This is a genomic window from Erythrobacter aureus (assembly GCF_003355455.1).
GTDB lineage: Bacteria > Pseudomonadota > Alphaproteobacteria > Sphingomonadales > Sphingomonadaceae > Qipengyuania > Qipengyuania aurea.
Map to the genome: position 1 here is coordinate 1,263,605 of NZ_CP031357.1, position 18,899 is coordinate 1,282,503.

Annotated in this window: 12 protein-coding genes; 7 read left to right on the forward strand and 5 right to left on the reverse strand. The window is 62.9% G+C overall.

Annotated features, from left to right (window positions below; genetic code table 11):
- Positions 1-56: 56 nt before the first annotated feature.
- Genes tatA through tatC form a run of 3 tightly spaced genes read left to right on the forward strand, consistent with a single transcriptional unit; the run spans position 57 to position 1,542 of the window.
- The gene (tatA, locus tag DVR09_RS06145) at positions 57-287 is read left to right on the forward strand and encodes a twin-arginine translocase TatA/TatE family subunit (RefSeq protein WP_115416162.1); all 231 of its coding nucleotides are present in this window, start codon (positions 57-59) and stop codon (positions 285-287) included.
- A 24-nt stretch (positions 288-311) separates the two neighbouring features.
- Entirely contained in the window at positions 312-746 is a 435-nt protein-coding gene (gene tatB, locus DVR09_RS06150) for a Sec-independent protein translocase protein TatB (RefSeq protein WP_115416163.1), read from the forward strand.
- 1 nt (position 747) lies between these two features.
- Positions 748-1,542 (forward strand): twin-arginine translocase subunit TatC, encoded by a 795-nt coding sequence (gene tatC / locus DVR09_RS06155; RefSeq protein ID WP_115416164.1) that lies wholly within the window; start codon positions 748-750, stop codon positions 1,540-1,542.
- On the opposite strand, the gene DVR09_RS06160 is transcribed toward tatC, so the two are convergent.
- On the reverse strand, positions 1,527-3,176 hold the full coding sequence (locus DVR09_RS06160) for an amidohydrolase (protein WP_115417820.1): 1,650 nt from the start codon (positions 3,174-3,176) through the stop codon (positions 1,527-1,529). The two genes, tatC and DVR09_RS06160, sit on opposite strands and share 16 nt — an antisense overlap.
- Positions 3,177-3,282: 106 nt before the next feature.
- Here DVR09_RS06160 and DVR09_RS06165 point away from each other — a divergent pair, with 106 nt between their 5' ends.
- From DVR09_RS06165 to DVR09_RS06180, 4 genes are all read left to right on the forward strand, one after another.
- Positions 3,283-4,533, forward strand: coding sequence for a threonine ammonia-lyase (locus DVR09_RS06165; protein ID WP_115416165.1), 1,251 nt, complete (start codon positions 3,283-3,285; stop codon positions 4,531-4,533).
- Positions 4,534-4,704: 171 nt separating this feature from the next.
- A complete protein-coding gene (locus tag DVR09_RS06170) occupies positions 4,705-5,547 on the forward strand; it encodes an arginyltransferase (protein WP_115416166.1) in 843 nt (280 codons plus the stop codon).
- Positions 5,513-7,687, forward strand: coding sequence for an autotransporter assembly complex protein TamA (locus DVR09_RS06175; protein WP_115416167.1), 2,175 nt, complete (start codon positions 5,513-5,515; stop codon positions 7,685-7,687). The genes DVR09_RS06170 and DVR09_RS06175 overlap by 35 nt, the downstream gene beginning before the upstream one ends.
- Entirely contained in the window at positions 7,687-11,898 is a 4,212-nt protein-coding gene (locus tag DVR09_RS06180) for a translocation/assembly module TamB domain-containing protein (RefSeq protein ID WP_115416168.1), read from the forward strand. The genes DVR09_RS06175 and DVR09_RS06180 overlap by 1 nt, the downstream gene beginning before the upstream one ends.
- 7 nt (positions 11,899-11,905) lie before the next feature.
- On the opposite strand, the gene DVR09_RS06185 is transcribed toward DVR09_RS06180, so the two are convergent.
- The 4 genes from DVR09_RS06185 to glnA all read right to left on the reverse strand — a co-directional run bounded on the left by DVR09_RS06185 (position 11,906) and on the right by glnA (position 18,859).
- On the reverse strand, positions 11,906-12,472 hold the full coding sequence (locus DVR09_RS06185) for a fasciclin domain-containing protein (protein WP_115416169.1): 567 nt from the start codon (positions 12,470-12,472) through the stop codon (positions 11,906-11,908).
- A 12-nt stretch (positions 12,473-12,484) separates the two neighbouring features.
- The gene (locus tag DVR09_RS06190) at positions 12,485-13,483 is read right to left on the reverse strand and encodes a hypothetical protein (protein WP_115416170.1); all 999 of its coding nucleotides are present in this window, start codon (positions 13,481-13,483) and stop codon (positions 12,485-12,487) included.
- 244 nt (positions 13,484-13,727) lie between these two features.
- A complete protein-coding gene (locus tag DVR09_RS06195) occupies positions 13,728-17,219 on the reverse strand; it encodes an autotransporter domain-containing protein (RefSeq protein WP_162814868.1) in 3,492 nt (1,163 codons plus the stop codon).
- Between the two features lie 230 nt (positions 17,220-17,449).
- On the reverse strand, positions 17,450-18,859 hold the full coding sequence (gene glnA, locus DVR09_RS06200) for a type I glutamate--ammonia ligase (protein WP_115416172.1): 1,410 nt from the start codon (positions 18,857-18,859) through the stop codon (positions 17,450-17,452).
- Between the last annotated feature and the right edge of the window lie 40 nt (positions 18,860-18,899).

Here is an 18,899-nt window from a genome sequence, read left to right on the forward strand (position 1 = left end):
CGCTAGGCCGCGGCAGCGCCTATATCGTCTGCAAGCAATTCGAAAGAGAAGGTCCCATGGGTCTCAGTGTCTGGCAGATCGCCATCATCGCCATCGTCGTCCTCGTCCTCTTCGGTCGGGGTCGCATCTCCGAAATGATGGGGGATTTCGGCAAGGGCATAAAAAGTTTCAAGCAAGGCATGAATGAAGACGAGGCACCTGCAAAGCAGATTGGCCACGAGGCGAAGCCCGCCGACGAAGGGCTGACGCCGGACCAGGTCAAGCAGCAAACCACCGACACCAAGTAAGTTCGCGAGAAGGCGAGGCAGGCCATGTTCGATATCGGCGCCAGCGAGCTGCTGGTGATCGTCATCGTGGCGATCCTCGTGATCGGCCCGAAGGACATGCCCAAGGCGCTGCGTCACGCAGGCCGCTGGATCGGCAAGCTGCGCCGCATGTCGAACCATTTCCGCGCCGGACTCGACGAGGTCGTCCGCCAGGCGGAAATCGAGGAAATGGAAGAGAAGTGGGCCGCGCGGAACAAGGATATCATGGCCAAATATCCCGACGGTTCGACGCCCGAGGCGGGGGCGCCCGAGAACCTGCTGCCCAACGAAATGGAGCCGCTTTCTTCGGCAGGCGAGGTCCCAGACGCGGACGCGGCGGCCGAGGCGGCGATCGAGCGCGCCGCGCCGGTGAAAGCGCCCGAGCATTCGAACGAACCGCCATTGCCGCTCGACCCGCCCCACGCGGGCAAGGACGCCTGACATGGCCGTCATCAAGGATATCGACGAGACACAGGCGCCGCTGCTCGATCACCTGATCGAATTGCGCGCGCGGCTGGTGCGCTGCGTGCTCGCGCTGGCGATCGCCTTCGGCATCAGCCTCTATTTCGCCGATCCGATCCTCGGCTTTCTCATCCAGCCGCTGAAGAACTCCTTCGCGGAAGGCGAGGGGCAACTCATCTTCACCAAGCTGTACGAAGTGTTCTTCGTCGAGCTGAAGGTCGCGCTGTTCGCGGGGTTCTGTCTCAGCTTCCCGATCATTGCCAACCAGCTTTGGGCCTTCATTGCGCCCGGGCTCTATGCGAAAGAGAAGAAGGCTTTCCTGCCTTTTCTGCTGGCGACGCCGATCCTGTTCACCATGGGCGCGGCCCTGGCCTATTACGTGGTGATGCCAACGGCGTTCCGCTGGTTCCTCGGCTTCGAAGGCACGGCGGGCGGGCTCGAGATCCAGGCGCTGCCGACCGCGAATGAATATCTCGGCCTGGTGATGCAGTTCATTCTCGCTTTCGGGATGAGCTTCCTGTTGCCTGTGTTGCTGCTGCTCCTGCACCGGGCAGGTATCGTAACGCGCGACCAGCTCGTTTCCGCACGCCGCTACGTCATCGTTGGGGTGGTCGCGCTGGCCGCTATTATCACGCCGCCCGATCCAGGCTCGCAGCTATTGCTGGCGATCCCGCTGCTGCTATTGTTCGAAGGCTCGCTCGTGCTGATGCGGCTGACCGAGAAGCGGCGCAAGGCGGAAGCGGGAAAGCCCGAGGAACCTCAGTCCGCGTCGTAGACCTTGCGTCCGCCGACCCAGGTTTCGAGCACTTTCGTCGCGCGCAGTTCGCTGGGCGTCGCCAGTAGCGGATCGCGGTCGATCAGGACGAAGTCGGCCCGTTCGCCCGGTAGCAGCCTGCCGAATCGTCCTTCCGCAAAACCGGCATAGGCGGCTTCGCTGGTGAAGCCGGCCAGCGCCTGCTCGCGATTGACCCGATCCTGCGGTCGCCAGCCGCCGAAAGGCTCGCCATTGGCGTCCATGCGTGTGGTTGCGGCGGCGAGGCCGGCGAAGGGATCGGGCGATTCCACCGGTGCATCCGACCCGAAGGCCAGCCGCCCGCCCAATTGCAGGATGCTGTTCCAGGCATAGGCGCCCTCGAGCCGGTCCGGACCGAGCCGCGCCTCCGCCATCAGCCTGTCGCTGGTCTGGTGCACCGGCTGCATCGAGGCGATGATACCGTTCCGTCCGAGCTTGGGCAGGTCGACCGGATCGACGATCTGGACATGCTCGATCCGCCAGCGGCGGTCGCCCGGAAAACTCTCGGCGATTTCCGCAATGGCGTTGAGCGCGTCCGCGTTCGCCGCCGTGCCGATTGCGTGGATCGCGGGTTGGAAATTGCCTTGGGCGGCGCGCACGAGGATGTTGCGCAGCTTGGCCGGGCCCGTAATCGGCAGACCGGTATTGCCCGGATCGTCGGCATAGGGGCGCTTGAGCCAGGCCCCGCGGCTGCCCAGGGCGCCATCGAGGTAGAGCTTAACCCCATTCATCCGCAGCCTATCATTGTAAAGCCAGGGCGAAGGGCGCGCGCCTGCGATCAGTTCCATCTGTTCAGGCCCTGCCGCGTAGGCCATGATCCTCAGCGTCAGCGCCCCTTTGTCACCCGCCCGGCGGAAGGCCTGCCAGTCCTCGATCGTGGTGCCCATATCGGCGACGGCGGTTATGCCATGGCGGTGCAGGACTTTCTGTGCCTCGGCAAAGGCGAGGTCGCGCTCGTTAGGTCGCGGGGCCGGGATGGCCGCCCGCATCAACTCTTCGGCGGCATCCACGAAGACGCCCGAGGGCTGCCGCGAACCGGGCAGGCGCTCGATCCGGCCACCGGCGGGGCTTTCGCTCGCCGCCGTAATTCCCGCCGCCTGCATGGCGAGCGTATTGGCCCAGCCGGCATGTCCGTCGACGCGCGCCAGATAGACCGGGCGGTCGGCGACCGCGCTGTCGAGTTCGGCAGCGGTGGGAAAGCGGCCCAGCCCCCATTTTTCCTGGTTCCAGCCGCGTCCCAGAATCCAGGGGCGGGCTTCGTTTTCCGCAGCGAACCGGCGGATTTTGTCCAGCGCTTCGGCAAGCGAATTGGTATCCGACAGGTCGAGCGTCAGCGCGCCGATGCCGATCCCCATGACATGTGCATGGGCATCGATCAGGCCTGGGATCATCACCGCACCCTGGCCATTCTCGCGGTAATCGGTCTGTGGCTTCTTCTCGCCCGATTCGAGGATTTGCGCGACCTTGCCGTCATCGTCGATCACCAGCGCGGTAAAGCGCTGGATTTTGCCATCCACACCGATGGTGATCCCTTCGACATTGTCGATCAGTACGTCAGCCTGCGTCGGCCCGGCGATTGCCAGCGCCATGGCACTGGCGAGATATTTGAACTTCATCTGAGGCGGCCCCTCCGGATTAGAGCGCCCGCGATAAGGCATAGCTTGCGCGAGGCAAACCCTTTCGGCGATTGCGTCGGAGCGGAGCGGGCCGTAGGGGCGATCCATGACCGAAGCATCTCCCGTGCGTGCCTCGAAGGCGACCGAGCTTTTGACTCTCGACGATGTCCGCGCCGCTGCGGCCCGGATCGAAGGCGCGGTGGTCCGCACGCCCATGCTTCACTCGCAAACACTGTCGGAGATTTGCGGAGCGGACATCTGGCTCAAATTCGAAAACCACCAGTTCACCGCCGCCTATAAGGAGCGCGGCGCATTGAATGCGCTACTGCATCTCGACGATGAACAGAAGGCGCGCGGCGTGATCGCGGCCTCGGCCGGCAATCATAGCCAGGGGCTCAGCTATCACGGTCGCCGCCTTGGCGTGCCGGTCACGATTGTCATGCCGCAAACCACGCCCAGCGTGAAAGTGATGCAGACCGAAAGCGTGGGCGGCAATGTCGAGCTGTTCGGCGAGACTTTCGACGAAGCCTATGCTCATGCGCGCGAGCTGGAAGAGGAGCGCGGGCTCACCTTCATCCATCCCTTCGACGATCCGCTGGTGGCGGCGGGGCAGGGTACGGTCGCGCTCGAAATGCTCGCGGACAAGGATGATTTCGATTGTCTCGTCGTGCCGATCGGCGGCGGCGGTTTGATGAGCGGCATGGCGACGGTCGCCAAGGCGGTGAAGCCCGAAATCGAAATGGTCGGGGTGCAGGCCGAACTCTACCCGTCGATGTATTCCGCCGTGACCGGAGACGATCGCCCCTGCGGTGGCGATACGCTGGCAGAAGGGATCGCCGTGAAGGCGCCGGGCCAATTCACCCGTCAGATCATCGCCGAACTGGTCGACGAGGTGCTGCTGGTGAAGGAACCGAAGCTTGAGCATTCGGTGTCGCTGCTGCTCCAGATCGAGAAGACCGTGGTCGAGGGCGCAGGGGCGGCGGGGCTCGCGGCCGTGCTGTCCAATCCAGAAAAATTCGCGGGCAAGACCGTCGGGCTGGTCCTGTGTGGCGGCAATATCGACACGCGCCTGCTCGCCAACGTCCTGCTGCGCGATCTGGCCCGTTCGGGCCGCCTGGCGCGGTTGCAGATCGTGTTGCAGGATCGCCCGGGGGCCTTGTTCAAGGTGATGCGCGAATTCAACGCGCATAACGTCAATATCATCGAGATCTACCACCAGCGCATTTTCACCACTTTGCCGGCGAAAGGGCTGACGGCGGAGATCGAATGCGAAGCCCGCGACGGGGAGCAGATCGACCGGTTGGTGGGTGCGCTTCGCGAAAAAGGCTACAGCGTGGAGCTTGCAGAGCTGGCCTGAATGGCACGCCTGGCCATCGCCGAAAATCCTCGGGTTCGGCGCGCTTTTCGAGCTAGTCGGCGGGCAAGGCCCGTTTTTCATGGTTAAGAGGGTTTTAACGCGGGTCCGGCTCTGGCATTGATACGTCCAACAGGTAAGGATTTCTTAGCCTTCGAGAGGACGCAGCGCCAAGTGACCGCCCCGATCCGCTTCCCCCGGTTTTTCGTAACCAGCCCCGCACCGTGCCCGTATCTGCCGGGCAAGAGCGAGCGAAAGGTCTTCACCGAATTGCGCGGCGACAATGCCGACGAACTGAACGAAGCTCTGGGCCGGATCGGCTTCCGCCGCAGCCAGACGGTTGCCTACCGCCCGTCCTGTCTCGATTGTCAGGCCTGTGTATCGGTTCGTGTGGTGGCCGATGAATTCAGGCCATCCTCCAGCCAGAAGCGCGCGCTGAAGGCCCATGACGATCTGATCGCCACCGAATGTCGACCCTGGGCAACCTCGGAACAGTTCGATCTGTTGCGGAAATATCTCGCTGCGCGTCATCCGGGTGGCGGAATGACGCAGATGGAAGAGACCGACTTTGCGGATATGGTGGAACACACCAGCGTATCCAGCTATGTCATTGAATATCGGGAGCCGGGGATCGGCGCCGAACCGGGTCGTCTGGTCGGAGCCTGTCTCACCGACTACCAGGGCGATGGGCTGTCGATGATCTACAGCTTCTACGACCCTGATCATAAGGATCGCGCAGGGCTTGGAAACTACATCATCCTCGACCATATCCGCCGTGCCGCCGAAAACGGACTGCCTTACGTCTATCTCGGCTATTGGGTCGAAGGGGCAGAGCGGATGCAGTACAAAATTCGCTACCGCCCGCTCGAACGGCTCGGCCGCAGTGGATGGGAACGCATGCCCGAGCATGAGCAGAAACGACTCATCGCCGTCGCTACGGCTCCCCGCGCCAAGCGGCGGGATGACGCTCTTCCGGCCAAAGATGGCCTCGCTGCGGAATACAAGATCGCCGAGTGACCGGATAGGGCTGGCCTTTGGCGCCTGCGCTGCCGCCATCGCGCTTTCGACTACTTCGCCGCTCGCCGCGCAGGACAGTGTTGCGCCGCCATCGCTCGAGGATCTGATACCCGACGAAGCAGTCGAGAACTCCGACGACTGGGCTCGGCGGGGGACCGACGATTCGGGCGCTTCCGAAACGGATGTACCTGCCGGCCCGGACTTGGAGGCGCCGATCGCCGAACTGCCCGGCATCTCGGTGGCTTGGCCTGAGGATATCGAGCTCGAGCCGCTTCAGTCGCTCGAGCCCGAGCAGGATATCGAGTTTGCGCAATTGCTCGAAGGCGCGCCGCAGATCGCGGTCGACGAGGCCGAGCTCGAGGAACTGTCCTCGACACTGGTCCTCGGCTTTCCGCAGAAGGAGCCGCCGTTCAGCCAGAGGGGTGATTTCGTCGATCGCTTCGAAGCGCTTTCGACTATCGAGGAGCTCGGCGGTGGCGACGAAAACGTCGCCCAGCTCGCCGCCCGGGCGCGCGAGGACGAAGAACTGCTCGGCAATCTGCTGCGCGTCTACGGCTATTACGATGGCGAGATCATTCGTACTATCGGCACACGCGATGCGGGTGAAGATGCGGCCGTGCAGAGACCCCGTGTGCGGTTCGATATCGTGCCGGGGCCTCGCTACAAGGTCGGCGTGGTCGATCTGGGCGAGCTCGGCACGGCATCCGACGCCGTTTCGTTGCGCAGGTCCTTCGGGGTCGAGACCGGGGACTATTTGCAATCGGATACCATCATCGCCGAGCGCTTCGACCTCGATCGGGCATTGGGCGAAAGCGGGTACGCCTTTGCCGAAATCGACGAGCCCGAACTGCTGATCGATCACGAGCGGGTCGAGGGCGACCTGACCATGCCGGTACGACCGAACGGCAAATATGTTTTCGGCGAAGTGATCAGCAGCGACGAGGCGTTTCTTTCCAGCCGCCACTTGGCGAGCATCGCCCGGTTCGATCCCGGCGACGTCTATCAACGCAGCCTGGAATTCGATCTTCGCCGTGCAGTGACCGCCACCGGCCTGGTGTCCACCGCCGGGGTCGAAGTGCGCGAAGTAGAGCCACCGCAGGGTGACGAACCCGGCGTGGTTGCGATTGATGTTACGATGGAGCGGGCGAAGCTGCGCACTATCTCGGGCGCAATCGGGTATGGTTCGGAAGAGGGTGTTCGCATCCAGGCGAGCTGGGAGCATCGCAACCTGTTTCCGCCCGAAGGCGCGCTGCGACTGCGCAGCATCCTGGGCACGCGCGAACAGCTTGCCGGGATCACCTTCCGCAAGAACAATTTCGGCGGGCGCGACAAGGTCCTCACTGTCGATGCCTATGCTTCCAGCGTCGATACGGTTGCCTATGACGCGCGCACGGTGGCGCTGACGGGCACGTATGAACGCACATCGACACTGCTGTTCCAGAAGCCGCTGGCCTGGGGCATCGGAGCGGAAATACTCGCCACCGACGAACGCAACCGGATCGTCGACGGGATTGCCCGCCCGCGCCAGACCTATTTCGTCGGCGCGCTGTTCGGCCGCGCCACGCTGGATACAAGCGATTCCCTGCTCGATCCCACGCGTGGCTATCGCGTGACCGGCTTCCTCGCTCCGGAAACCTCGCGCACGCGGGGGCAACAATATTATTACCTCCGCAACCGGGTCGATGCGTCCTATTACCAGTCGATCGGGGACCGGACGATACTTGCCGCACGCGCCGCTTTCGCCAGCATTCAGGGTGCCGATCTGATCGGGGTTGCGCCGTCGCGCAGGCTTTATGCCGGAGGCGGTGGCTCGGTCCGCGGGTATGGCTATCAGGCGATCGGCCCCAAGAATGAGTTCATGGAACCGATTGGCGGGCGCAGCCTCGTCGAAGCCTCGATCGAGGCGAGAATAGGGACCGGGTTTCTGGACGGCGCGGTTTCGGTCGTGCCGTTCTTCGATCTCGGCAGTGTATCGACCTCAGCCACGCCCGATTTCGGCGAAATCAAGATGGGTGCAGGTCTCGGCCTACGCTATACAACCGGCTTCGGACCGATCCGGTTCGACGTTGGCATCCCGCTCAATCCCGAACCGGAGGATTCCGCTGTCGGGGTCTATATCTCCTTGGGGCAGGCCTTCTGATGACCGAGGATATACGCGATCCGGCGGCAGAGGATATGGCACCCGCGCGCCGCAGCCGGTCCGGACGGCCAGGCAAATGGCTGCTGGGGGCGGTAGCGGCACTGGTCCTGCTCCTTGCCGGAGCACTCGTATTGCTCAATACGCCTTTGGGCGAACGCTTCCTGGCCAGTCGCATTGCCGAGCGGACGTTTCCCAATGGCTTGAATATCCAGATCGGCCGGATCGAAGGCAATTTGTACGGCGCAGCCACCTTGCACGATGTTCGCCTGTCCGATCCCAAAGGCGTGTTCCTGACGATTCCACGGGCGGAAATCGACTGGAACCCAGGTGCATGGCTTTCGAACCGGCTTGAAATCGACACATTCGCCGCGCGGCGCGCGGTCATGGCGCGTATTCCGGAGTTTCTCCCAAGCGAAGAGGACGGGCCGATCCTGCCCGGCTTCGACATCTCGATCGAAGAGCTGGAGATCGACCAGCTCACCCTGGCTCCGGGGATAGCTGGCGAGAATGCGCAGCGCGTCGATCTTGCGGGCAGTGCGCAGGTCGCCGACCGTCGGCTGTTGGTCGATGTCGACGGGCGGCTCGGACGGCGCGACCGGGTCGCCTTGCTGGTTGACGCGGAACCCGATGGCGATGATTTCGACCTGTCGCTCGATGTCGTTGCGGCAGCGGATGGACCGCTGGCCGCTCTGGCCGGTGTCGATACACCGCACACCGCCTCCATTCGCGGCGACGGTACATGGTCGCGGTGGTCCGGCGGACTGCTTGTCCGCAACGAGGGCGAGCGTGTCGCCGCCATGCGCATCACCAACCGGGCAGGCGTCTTTGGGTTGCTCGGCAAATTCGATCCTTCCGGTTTCCTGTCCGGAACCCCGGCCAAGGCCTTAGGGGACGATGTAGCCTTCAAGGCCGAACTGGCGATCGACAGCCGCATCTTCGATGGCCAGGCCAGGATGATCGGGCGTGGTATCGGTATCGATGCAGCCGGTCTCGTCGATTTGGGCGAGAACCGTGCCGAAGAGCTCCAGGTCGAGGCATTCGTGCGCGATCCCGATCTGCTGGGCGACGGTCTTGCTTTACGCGGTACTCGCCTGACGGCCACGCTCGACGGGCCTTTCCGCGACCTTGCGATTGTTCACGATCTCCGCGTGGAAGAGCTGGACCTTGGCGGTACGCTGCTCACCGACCTGCGGCAGCAGGGAACCGCCCGCTATGACGGCACGCGCTGGACGCTCCCGCTCGACCTGTCGCTGGCAAGGGTGACGAGCGGCAATACTCTGCTCGATCCTCGCTTGGTCGATGGCAGGGGGCGGGGCACGCTGGTGCTGAGCGGGTCGACTCTGCTGTCCGACGATGTGCAAATTGCCTTTCGGGGGACCTCGGCCAATCTGGCCCTGCGCGGCGATTTGTCCCGTGGGCGCTATCAGGTGCGCGGCCCCGTACAGGCGCGCGGGCTCACGCTTGATAACGTAGGCACCGCAGGCGGTACGGCCATGATCGATCTCGTCCTGGCACCGGGATCGCCCTGGCGCCTCGCGGCGGATGTCGATGCGCGGATTGCGCCCGTTTCCAATGCCACTCTCGCCAATCTGGCCGGTGCGCCGATACGCGTTCGGGGAGGCATCGCGGTGGGCGGTTCGGCGCCACTCGATTTCAATCGATTGCGTGTCGATGCAAGCAAGGTGCGGCTTGCTCTGGACGGGAGTGTCGCTCAGGGCACGACCCGCGTCGCCGGGGCAGGCACGCATGTCGATTTCGGAGACTTTACTATCGAAGCCAGCGTCGCCGACGCTGGCCCCAGCGCGGCGCTGGTGTTCGCACGACCGGCGACCGGATTGGAAAACGTCCGCGTGGCGATAGCGCCCAGCGATCAGGGATTTGCCATCGAGACCGAGGGCAGTTCCGTCCTCGGCCCCTTTGTCGGCGAACTGGGGCTGATCGCACCGGAAGATGGCCCAACGCGCATTGCGATCGAACGCATGCGCGTATCCGACACCGCTGTTACCGGCGCAGTCACGCTGGTCGATGGCGGTGTGGATGGCACCTTGGCTTTCGGCGGCGGCGGGCTCGACGGGACGGTCGCACTCGCGCCGCGCAATGGCGGACAGGGGCTCGACATCGCGCTGCAGGCGCGCAATGCGCGCTTCGGTGGTGACACGCCCCTGCGCATAGCACGGGGAAATCTCGAAGCCGCGGGCCTCATTCGCGAGGGCGATACGACCTTTTCGGGTTCGGGCACTGCCGCCGGACTGTCCTATGGTACGCTGTTCATCTCCCGGCTCGCGGCACAGGGCGAGATCGAAAACGGGATCGGACGCGTGGATGCTTCGCTGGCGGGCAGGCGCAGCGGACGTTTCGTGCTCGACCTCAATGCTCGCATCCGTCCCGAGCAGATCGCGCTGGCGGCACAGGGCGAGTTCGGGGGTAGGCGCATCTCCATGCCGCGCCGAGCTGTCCTGACCAGTATGGAGGGAGGCGGATGGCGCCTTTCGCCCACTCAGCTATCCTATGGCGACGGCGGTCTGATCGCTTCGGGTCTCTTTGGCGGCGGCGACCTCGATTTCGATTTCAAGCTCGCGCGTATGCCGCTCTCCCTCATCGATATCGTGCGGGCCGATACCGGATTGGGCGGCACAATCTCCGGCACTGTGGCTTATCGGACCGGGGCCGACGGGCTACCGGTGGGGGATGCCAAGGTCCGGATTGACGGGCTCACCCGGTCCGGCCTCGTCCTCACATCGCGGCCGGTCGATGTGGCGCTCATGGCGCGCCTCAGCGAGAGCGAACTCGAAGCGCGCGCGCTGCTGCGCAATGACGACATCCGCCGCGGCCGCGTACAAGCGCGGATTACGGGTCTGCCGTCCAAAGGAATGCTCATCGACCGGTTGCGAGCCGGGCGCCTTTTCGGCCAGTTGCGCTATAGCGGTGCGGCGGAAAGCCTGTGGCGCCTTGCCGCTCTCGACACCTTCGACATCACCGGACCGATCGATATCGCTGCGGACGCTTCGGGCAGCCTCGAGGATCCCACGGTGCGTGGTTCGATCTCGGGCGAGGATCTGCAATTGCGCAGCTCGCTCTCGGGTACCGATATTCGCGACATAGCCATGCGCGGCAGCTTCCGCGGCTCGCGGCTTCAACTGACGCGCTTTGCCGGCAGCCCAGCCACGGGCGGCAGTGTCAGCGGCAGCGGCATCGTGGACCTGCGCACTCTGGGGGAATCGGTGGAGGGCCGCGTACTGGAGATTCGCGGACCGATCATCGATCTGCGCGCTTCGGCGACGAATGCGCAACTGATAGATACCGGCGGATTGAGCGCCACGGTTACTGGTCCCCTGAGGATCGTATCCAACGGCCTGGGGGGGACCATCGCCGGCCGTGTTCGAATCGACCGGGCGAGTTGGCGGCTCGGCACCGCCGCCGACGACCTGAGACTGCCGCAAATCGTCACGCGCGAGGTCAATGCACCGGTGGGTCGGGCTCCGCGAGCTGCCCCCGGGAGGCCGTGGCGCTATCTTATCGATGCGCGGGCTGCCAGCCGTATCGATGTCGACGGCATGGGGCTCGATAGCGAATGGTCGGCGGACGTCATTTTGCGCGGGACAACCGACGATCCCCGGATCGGCGGCAGAGCCGAAGTGGTCCGCGGCGACTATACCTTCGCGGGAACACGGTTCGAGCTTACCCGCGGCGAGATCGAATTCGACGAGAATGTGCCGGTCGATCCCCGACTGGATATCCGAGCGGAGACACAGCGCGACGGGCTGACCGTGGAAGCGACAGTGAGGGGCAGCGCCACGCAACCAGAAATCGCCTTCAGCTCCAACCCGGCCCTGCCCGAAGAGGAACTGCTCGCCCGCTTGCTGTTCGGCGGGTCTGTCACCAGCCTCTCCGCCACGGATGCCGTGCAGCTCGGCGCGGCGGTGGCAAGTCTGCGCGGTGGCGGCGGCATGGATCCGATCAATCAGCTTCGCAGTGCGATCGGCTTGGACCGTCTGCGGATCGTCAGTGCGGACCCGGCACTCGGCCGCGGCACGGGGGTTGCTCTCGGCAAGAATTTCGGTCGCCGGTTCTATGCGGAAATCATCACCGATGGGCGTGGTTACAGCGCGACCGAGGTGGAGTTCCGCGTCACCAGTTGGTTGTCATTGCTGGCGGCTGTCTCGACCGTCGGACGCGAGAGCGTCGTTGCCGAGATCAGCCGCGATTATTGAGCACCCTTCAGCCTTTGGGCGGGAGCAGAACGGCATCGATGGGGATCACGACGCCATTGTTCGCGGCAATGGCAGCCCCTGAAAAAGCAGCGCGAGATGTGTCGCCCGTTGCGACGCTCAGTCGATCTCCGTCTCTGTCGAACGTGACTGTTGTCTGGCCGAGTGTGGTCATCGTGACGGGGCCTCCGGCCTGATCGATCGCCTCGCCAATCGCTTCCGGAGTGAGATGACCGGGCAGCAAATGATCGCGCAGAATTGCGACGAGGAGCGGGCGTTGCTCTTCCCGGAGGAGATCGGCGCCCTCTTCGCCCAAGGCTTCGAATGCTGCGTCGCGCGGCGCGAGCATGGTATAGCTTGCCGCCCCCTCGAATACGCCTGATAGCTCGGACTGTTCAATGGCCCTGCGCAGTGTATCCAATTGCTCGTCCGCGCCGAGGCCAGCAGCGAGCGTGAGCGTGCCGTCGTCGCGTGTCGCGGTTTCGGCAGGCGTCTCGTCTTGCTCACCACATGCCGCGATCAGCGGTAACGAGGCCAATGCGAATGCGGTAAGGGCGGTTTTGCATGTCTTTATCATGTCGTGCCCTCCTCAAACCAGCAGATCGATGGCAGCTGCCACAAGCTGTGTTTTGGGGTCGATCCGGTACACGTAACCGTCCGAATACCGATACCAGGCTTCCGGAGTATCGTAATACCGATCCCGGTAGGAATAGGGCACGTTGTAAACATCGTATCCCGACGGCATCGGACGCCCGATGGTGAATTCATCGCCGGTCAGCAAGGCCGCCACAGACGTTATCGCGGCGTCTTCCGGGTCGACCCGATAAATGACATTGTCCGCGTAACGGTATGACGAAACCGGCCCGAGATCGTAATAGTCGACATAATAGTCTGGCAGGGCATAGCTCTCGTAGGTCGAAGGCCACGCATTCCCGATCGCCAGCGCTCCGCCGAGCAGCGGAATGTAGCCGGCGATATTGCCGCTTCCGCCGCGCTGCAAGAGGTACCCATCGCGGTAAAAATAGGAGCCGGGAGCGTAATTGGTCAGGCCGAACAAGCCGGGCCGATATTTGTAGCCATTCCAGCGATCATTTCGATAGGTGGATTTCTTGGCCTGCCCCGGGGGCTGGCAGCCATTACGCTTCTTCGCCAGACCCGGCGGGCATCCGGCGATAGCGCTGCGATTGCGATCCCGCGTCAGAAATGCGCGATCACGGTCGAAACGCACGCGCTCGATATTGCGGAGCCGTGGCCCGGTCGTCTCGCGTGCAAGGGCATTGCGGTCGATACGCTTTTCGAGCGCGGCGCCGACATGCCGTTCAGCGTTTTTGTCTTTGGCGCGTCGGTTCTCGCGCGGGGCGCGATCTTTCATAACGCCGGGACCTGTCGGTCTGTCGACGGCATCGGCCCAGCCGCGATTATCGTGGACATCGACTCTTCTGTCGGAGCGGTCGGCCTTGCCGCGATCCGCCTTGGAAGGGCCGCGTTGTTCGGCGGCCTTCGGATTTCCATTGCCCTTGCCGGGATCGGCATGGGCGCTACCTGCGGCGAGCGCGAGGGCTGCCGCGCCAGCAAGCAAAAGTCTCATTTGTTAACTCCTTTTGCCTGTAACGGGAGCGGGCGCGTTCCGGTTCCGAATGAGGTCTCCGGTCGCCCGGCGTGCTCCGGGCCAAAGTGCGGATGGATCGCCTCCCGTCATCGTGCGGCCTGAACACGCGAGAGCCGTCGATCGCTACGGACAAGCCGCGCGAAGCTATTGTCCGACCGAACAAAAGAAGGGCCGCCCGGTTTCCCGGACGGCCCATTCCTTTCGAGCAAAAAGCGTCGTTAAATCAGAACTTGAAAGTAGCCGTGGCGCGATAGGTCTGCGCGTTGGCGTTCTTGCGTCCGATTGTCGTGTCGACGCCGAGGCCGAAGCTTGCCGCTCCGCTGCGGACCTGCGCCGAAAGCCCTGCTTCGGCCCAGTTCTTGTCGGGGCTGGCGATCGGGAAGATCGCGCCCGGGCCGGTTCCGTTCGCGAAGTTCGCGGCGAACCAGTACGGGCCGTCCTTGTACTCGTGCACGAAGTCCAAATTGGCATCGAGCTGGAAGCCGCTGCTGACCTTCTGATAGTCCAGACCGATCCGGCCCTGGAGGCTTTCGAAGTCCTCGCGGGTGATCTGCAAGGCGAGCGGCCCTCCGGTTTCCGTAACGACGTCGAAGGATTGATCCGCGTAGCGCAGCTCGATCCCCGGCGAGATCGTGCCGAGCGGGCCTTCGAGATCGTAGGAGAGGCCGAGCGCTGCGGTGAGGCCGCCATCGCTGCTCTCGCTGGTCAGCGTCTGCGTCCCACCAAGGAACGCCACCGTCCGCCGCGTGTCGACATCGAGATCGGTCAGGCTGACCTGCCCGTCGATGACGAAGCCGTCCACGGTCTTCGCGCTACCGTAGAGCGAGACCGCCAGCATCTTGGATTCGGCTTCCTGGTCGAGCACGACATCCGCGTCGAGATCCGAATAGTAGAGCGACAGGCCGACCATCGAGCTTTCGTTCGGGAAATGCTCGATACCGCCCCCGAAGAAGTAGCCGTCGACGTCGGTATCCGCTGCGGTGTAGCCCGGCATCGATTCGCCCTCGCCGTTGAGCAGGCCGCCGGCGAGGTAGATGGCGAAGTCCTCGCGGATGGCGCCATCGCGGACACGGGTGGGCTCGCTTGCCTGGTCGAGGCCGAGGGCACCGGCCGTGACCGGCTGGCTGCCACGCGAAACCTGCATCTGCGCCGTCTGGATCGGATTGCCGAGCGTGGCGATGGTGCCACCCGAGCTCTCCAGGGTCGACTCACGCAGCCGCGAAGCATTGAACGACTGCAGGTTGTTGTACGACTGCGCGGTCAACTGCAGCGCTGCCGATTCCGCAACCGGAGCCAGGCCGGTGAAGGTCGCCTGGATGGTGGCCGCATCGGCGAAGTCGAGCCCGTAAAGCTCGGCCAGGGCGGCATTGCCACGGTTCTGGTCGAACAGACGTGCATAGCCGAGCTGAACCGGATCGTTCCGGTCGATCGCCGTGGTGTAGCTGAGAGCGATGATCTCCATCAGCACTGCGGTATCGGTATAGCTGAAATTCTGGCGCAGGATGGCCGACAGTTCACCTTGCTCGAAGGTTCCGGTAACACCGCCAGCGGCAGTCAGGATGGTATATTCCTGACCAAGGCCATTGACCTGCTGCGTGATACCCGCGCCCACGGCTACAACGCCGCCGATCGATGCTTCACCAGTGACTGCCAGCAGGTCCGAGCTATTATCGGGACCGATGTCGATCATCAGGGTGGAGCCGGAGGAGAGGACGGCCGAACCATCGATGGTCAGCGTGTCGATGCCGCCAATCGTGCCCGGCGATATCGCACCAGTGATGTTGGTGACGAACGGCGCGGTGATCGTGCCGCCACCCTGCAGGGCGCCGCCAAAGATCGTGTAGTCGCCGACCGAAGTCAGCCCGCCATTCACCGTGATCGTTCCGCCGAACTGGCTGATGTCGATCAGCGACGTCAGACTGCCATCTGCGGTGATGTTGAGGCCAGCGCTGCTGCGCACGGTGAGACGGTCGATAGTAACATCGCTGCTAAGTGTTGTGGTGCCCGCATTGGCGAGGGTCACATCGAAATAGCGTGGATCGACATTAACGTCCGCATCGTCGCTGACAACCGGGTCGATATTGTTTGGCACGAAGTCGGTCGCACCGGGCAGGCCGTTGTCAAGCGTAGGATCCGGAAGCGGATCGCCCGAGAATTCGGGCTCGCCGCCATCGCTCGCGTGCGGAGCGTCTTCCGCAAACTCGACACCTCCGTTACCATGCGCGACCTCTTCCGCGAATTCCGGTCCACCATTGTGCGGCTCGTTGGCCATGATCAGACCATCACGAGCCAATGCACCGCGGCCACCGGCAGTGGTGCCATCTGCAGCAGCGACAGCTTCAGGCGATGCCTTGGTTTTGCCGCCACCCAGCGCGTTGAGCACCTCGCTATCGACTTCGCCGATCGCCGAAGTCGTCGTATCATCGCCATTGCGGGCCGGGGGTGTTTCTTCTCCGTCGGATAGGTCCTGGCAGCCCTCACCTGGATTATCGCCCTCGCGGTCGAAACAGATTTCACCCCATTGCGGAGCATCGCCTTCCGTCCCCGCACCCGGCGACGTGGGGACCCCGTTTACGATATCGCCGTCAGCATTGATAATGCGATAATTGGGGTCGAGTGTGGTCTCCCAATGGCTGGCATCTTCCCAATTGCCGTCACCCGCCTTGGCGGTGACATAGCGATAGGGATTGTTGGCAGAGATCCAGTCCCAATAAAGGAAAAGGGGCTGATAGTAGGTCTGGGTACCATAGCTGGAAAAGACCTGTGGGCCGAAAAAGCGCGAACCGCCAGAGAGGACCCCGATCACCAGATCTTCGTTGGTTATTGGATTGTTCGCTGCGTCGAGGATCAGCGGGCCACCCGAGTCGCCGCCAGCAGTCGTGGCCTCGCGTTCACGCGGCTCATCCTTAAAAAGGTTGAAGTCGAACGGGTTGGTCTTGTTCGGATCGTCGAAATCGAACGTATAGAGAACTTGGGGCAAACCGCTGTCGGGATTGCCGAAAAGGAAGGCGTTGCGCGAGTCGAACGAAGTCAGGGCGCCGATCATGTTCTCGGCCGCGCGACGCCGCCAATCGATCGCCTGAATGTCGCCAGCTGTACCATTGCCCGTGCGACCGTAACCGGTAATGTTCACGTGATAGCCGGTGCCGTCTTCGTCGGTGATTTCGCCCGGCGCGGGGAGCGGCGAGAACAGCAGCGACCAAGTCGGGATATTCGCAGCCGGCGTGTCGAGACTCGCAATTGCGACATCGGCCTCCAAGAAACCCTGCGCGGCAGGATCCTCCAGTGAGCGCGAATCGTAATAAATCCGATTGACGTTGAAGACCGCGATATCCGGATTGCTGGCAAAACCGTTCGCGAACCAGTTTTGAAAGCCAGGCAGGGCATTGAAGTTGAACGAAAAGGCAGAGCGTATGCCATCTTCGCGATAACGTGTCGCATCGACAACATTATCGTCTGCATCCCCGTTCACACAGTGCGCGGCGAAAAGCACGGTACGCGGATTGATCAAAGTACCTGTGCAGACGAAACCGTCATTTCTGAAAAACATACCAACGCCGCGAAATTCTTCATCTTCATCGACGATATCGTCTGGCGTGTAGTTGTCGTTAGGCACGATGGCGTGAGCAGGCGTGCTCATTGCGACGGTCGATAGAGCGATGGTGGCGGCGCCCGCCAGCAGACGACCGCCCGTACGGTTGAAACTCGATTTCATTACGAAAGCCCCTCCAGGAATGGTTCGCAAGCGCGGCCCTGAACCGCGCATGGGAATGTTCTAGGCCCAAGATAGGCGAAAATGGAAGGGCTTTGGGTGGAGCAAGGAACCCTTTTTGCGGGGTTATGTTGCAGTGAGGACGCACTTTTTCATGGTTTCCAACGAATAAGGCGGCCGGATCGCTCCAGCCGCCTTCTCGATATCAAATCCGCCTGATCGGCGGAGATGGATCAGGCGCTGTAATACATGTCGAACTCGGCCGGGCAGGGCGTGGTTTCGACACGCAGGACCTCTTCCCATTTGAGTTCGCAATAGGCTTCGATCTGATCCTTGGTGAAGACGTCACCCTTAAGCAGGAAGTCGTGGTCCGCCTCGAGGCTTTCGAGCGCTTCGCGCAAGCTGCCGCAGACGGTCGGAACGTCGGCGAGCTCTGCCGGGGGCAGGTCGTAGAGGTTTTTGTCCATCGCTTCGCCCGGATGGATCTTGTTGGTGATCCCGTCGAGGCCCGCCATCAGCAGCGCGGCATAGGCGAGATAGGGGTTGGCCATCGCGTCGGGGAAGCGGAATTCGACACGCTTGGCCTTGTCGCCCGCGCCATAGGGTATGCGGCACGAAGCCGAACGGTTGCGCGCCGAATAGGCGAGCAGCACGGGCGCCTCGAAACCCGGAACCAGGCGCTTATAGCTGTTGGTCGTCGGGTTGGTGAAGGCGTTCAGTGCTTTGGCATGCTTGATGACACCGCCGATATAGTAGAGGCAGTTTTCGCTCAGGCCGCCATACTGATTGCCGGCGAAGGTCGGCTTGCCGCCGTCCCAGATCGACATATGGGTGTGCATGCCCGAACCGTTATCGTCCTTGATCGGCTTCGGCATAAAGGTCGCGGTCTTGCCATAAATATGCGCGACCTGATGCACGACATATTTGTAGATCTGCATATTGTCGGCGGTCTCGACGAGCGTGCCGAAGGTTACGCCGAGTTCATGCTGCGCGGCCGCCACCTCGTGGTGATGCTTGTCGCAGGGCAGGCCCATTTCGATCATGGTCGAGACCATTTCGCCGCGTATGTCGACCGCGCTGTCCACGGGCGCCACCGGGAAATAGCCGCCCTTGGCGCGCGGACGGTGGGCGAGGTTGCCGCTTTCATATTCCTTGCCCGAATTGGTCGGTAGCTCGATATCGTCGATGGCGTAGCCCGATCCGGCATAGCCGTCTTCGAAACGGACATCGTCGAACATGAAAAATTCGGCTTCCGGACCGACATAGATGGTGTCGCCGATGCCGGTCGACTTGAGGTAGGCTTCGGCGCGCTTCGCGGTCGAGCGCGGGTCGCGGGCATACCATTCGCCGGTGGAGGGTTCGACGATGTCGCAGAAGACGATCAGCATCGGTTCGGCGCTGAAGGGATCGACATAGACGCGGTCGAGATCCGGCTTCAGGATCATGTCGCTTTCATTGATAACCTTCCAGCCGGCGATCGAGGAACCGTCGAACATCAGGCCGTCCTCGAGCTCGTCTTCGCCGAGTACGCCCGCGACCATGGTCAGGTGCTGCCACTTGCCCTTGGGGTCGGTAAAGCGCAGATCGACCCACTCGATGCCTTCGTCCTTGATCCGTTTCAGGACGTCGCTTGCACTTGCCATTGGTATTGCCTCCGTTTGAACTGGAATTGCGGTTGCGGGT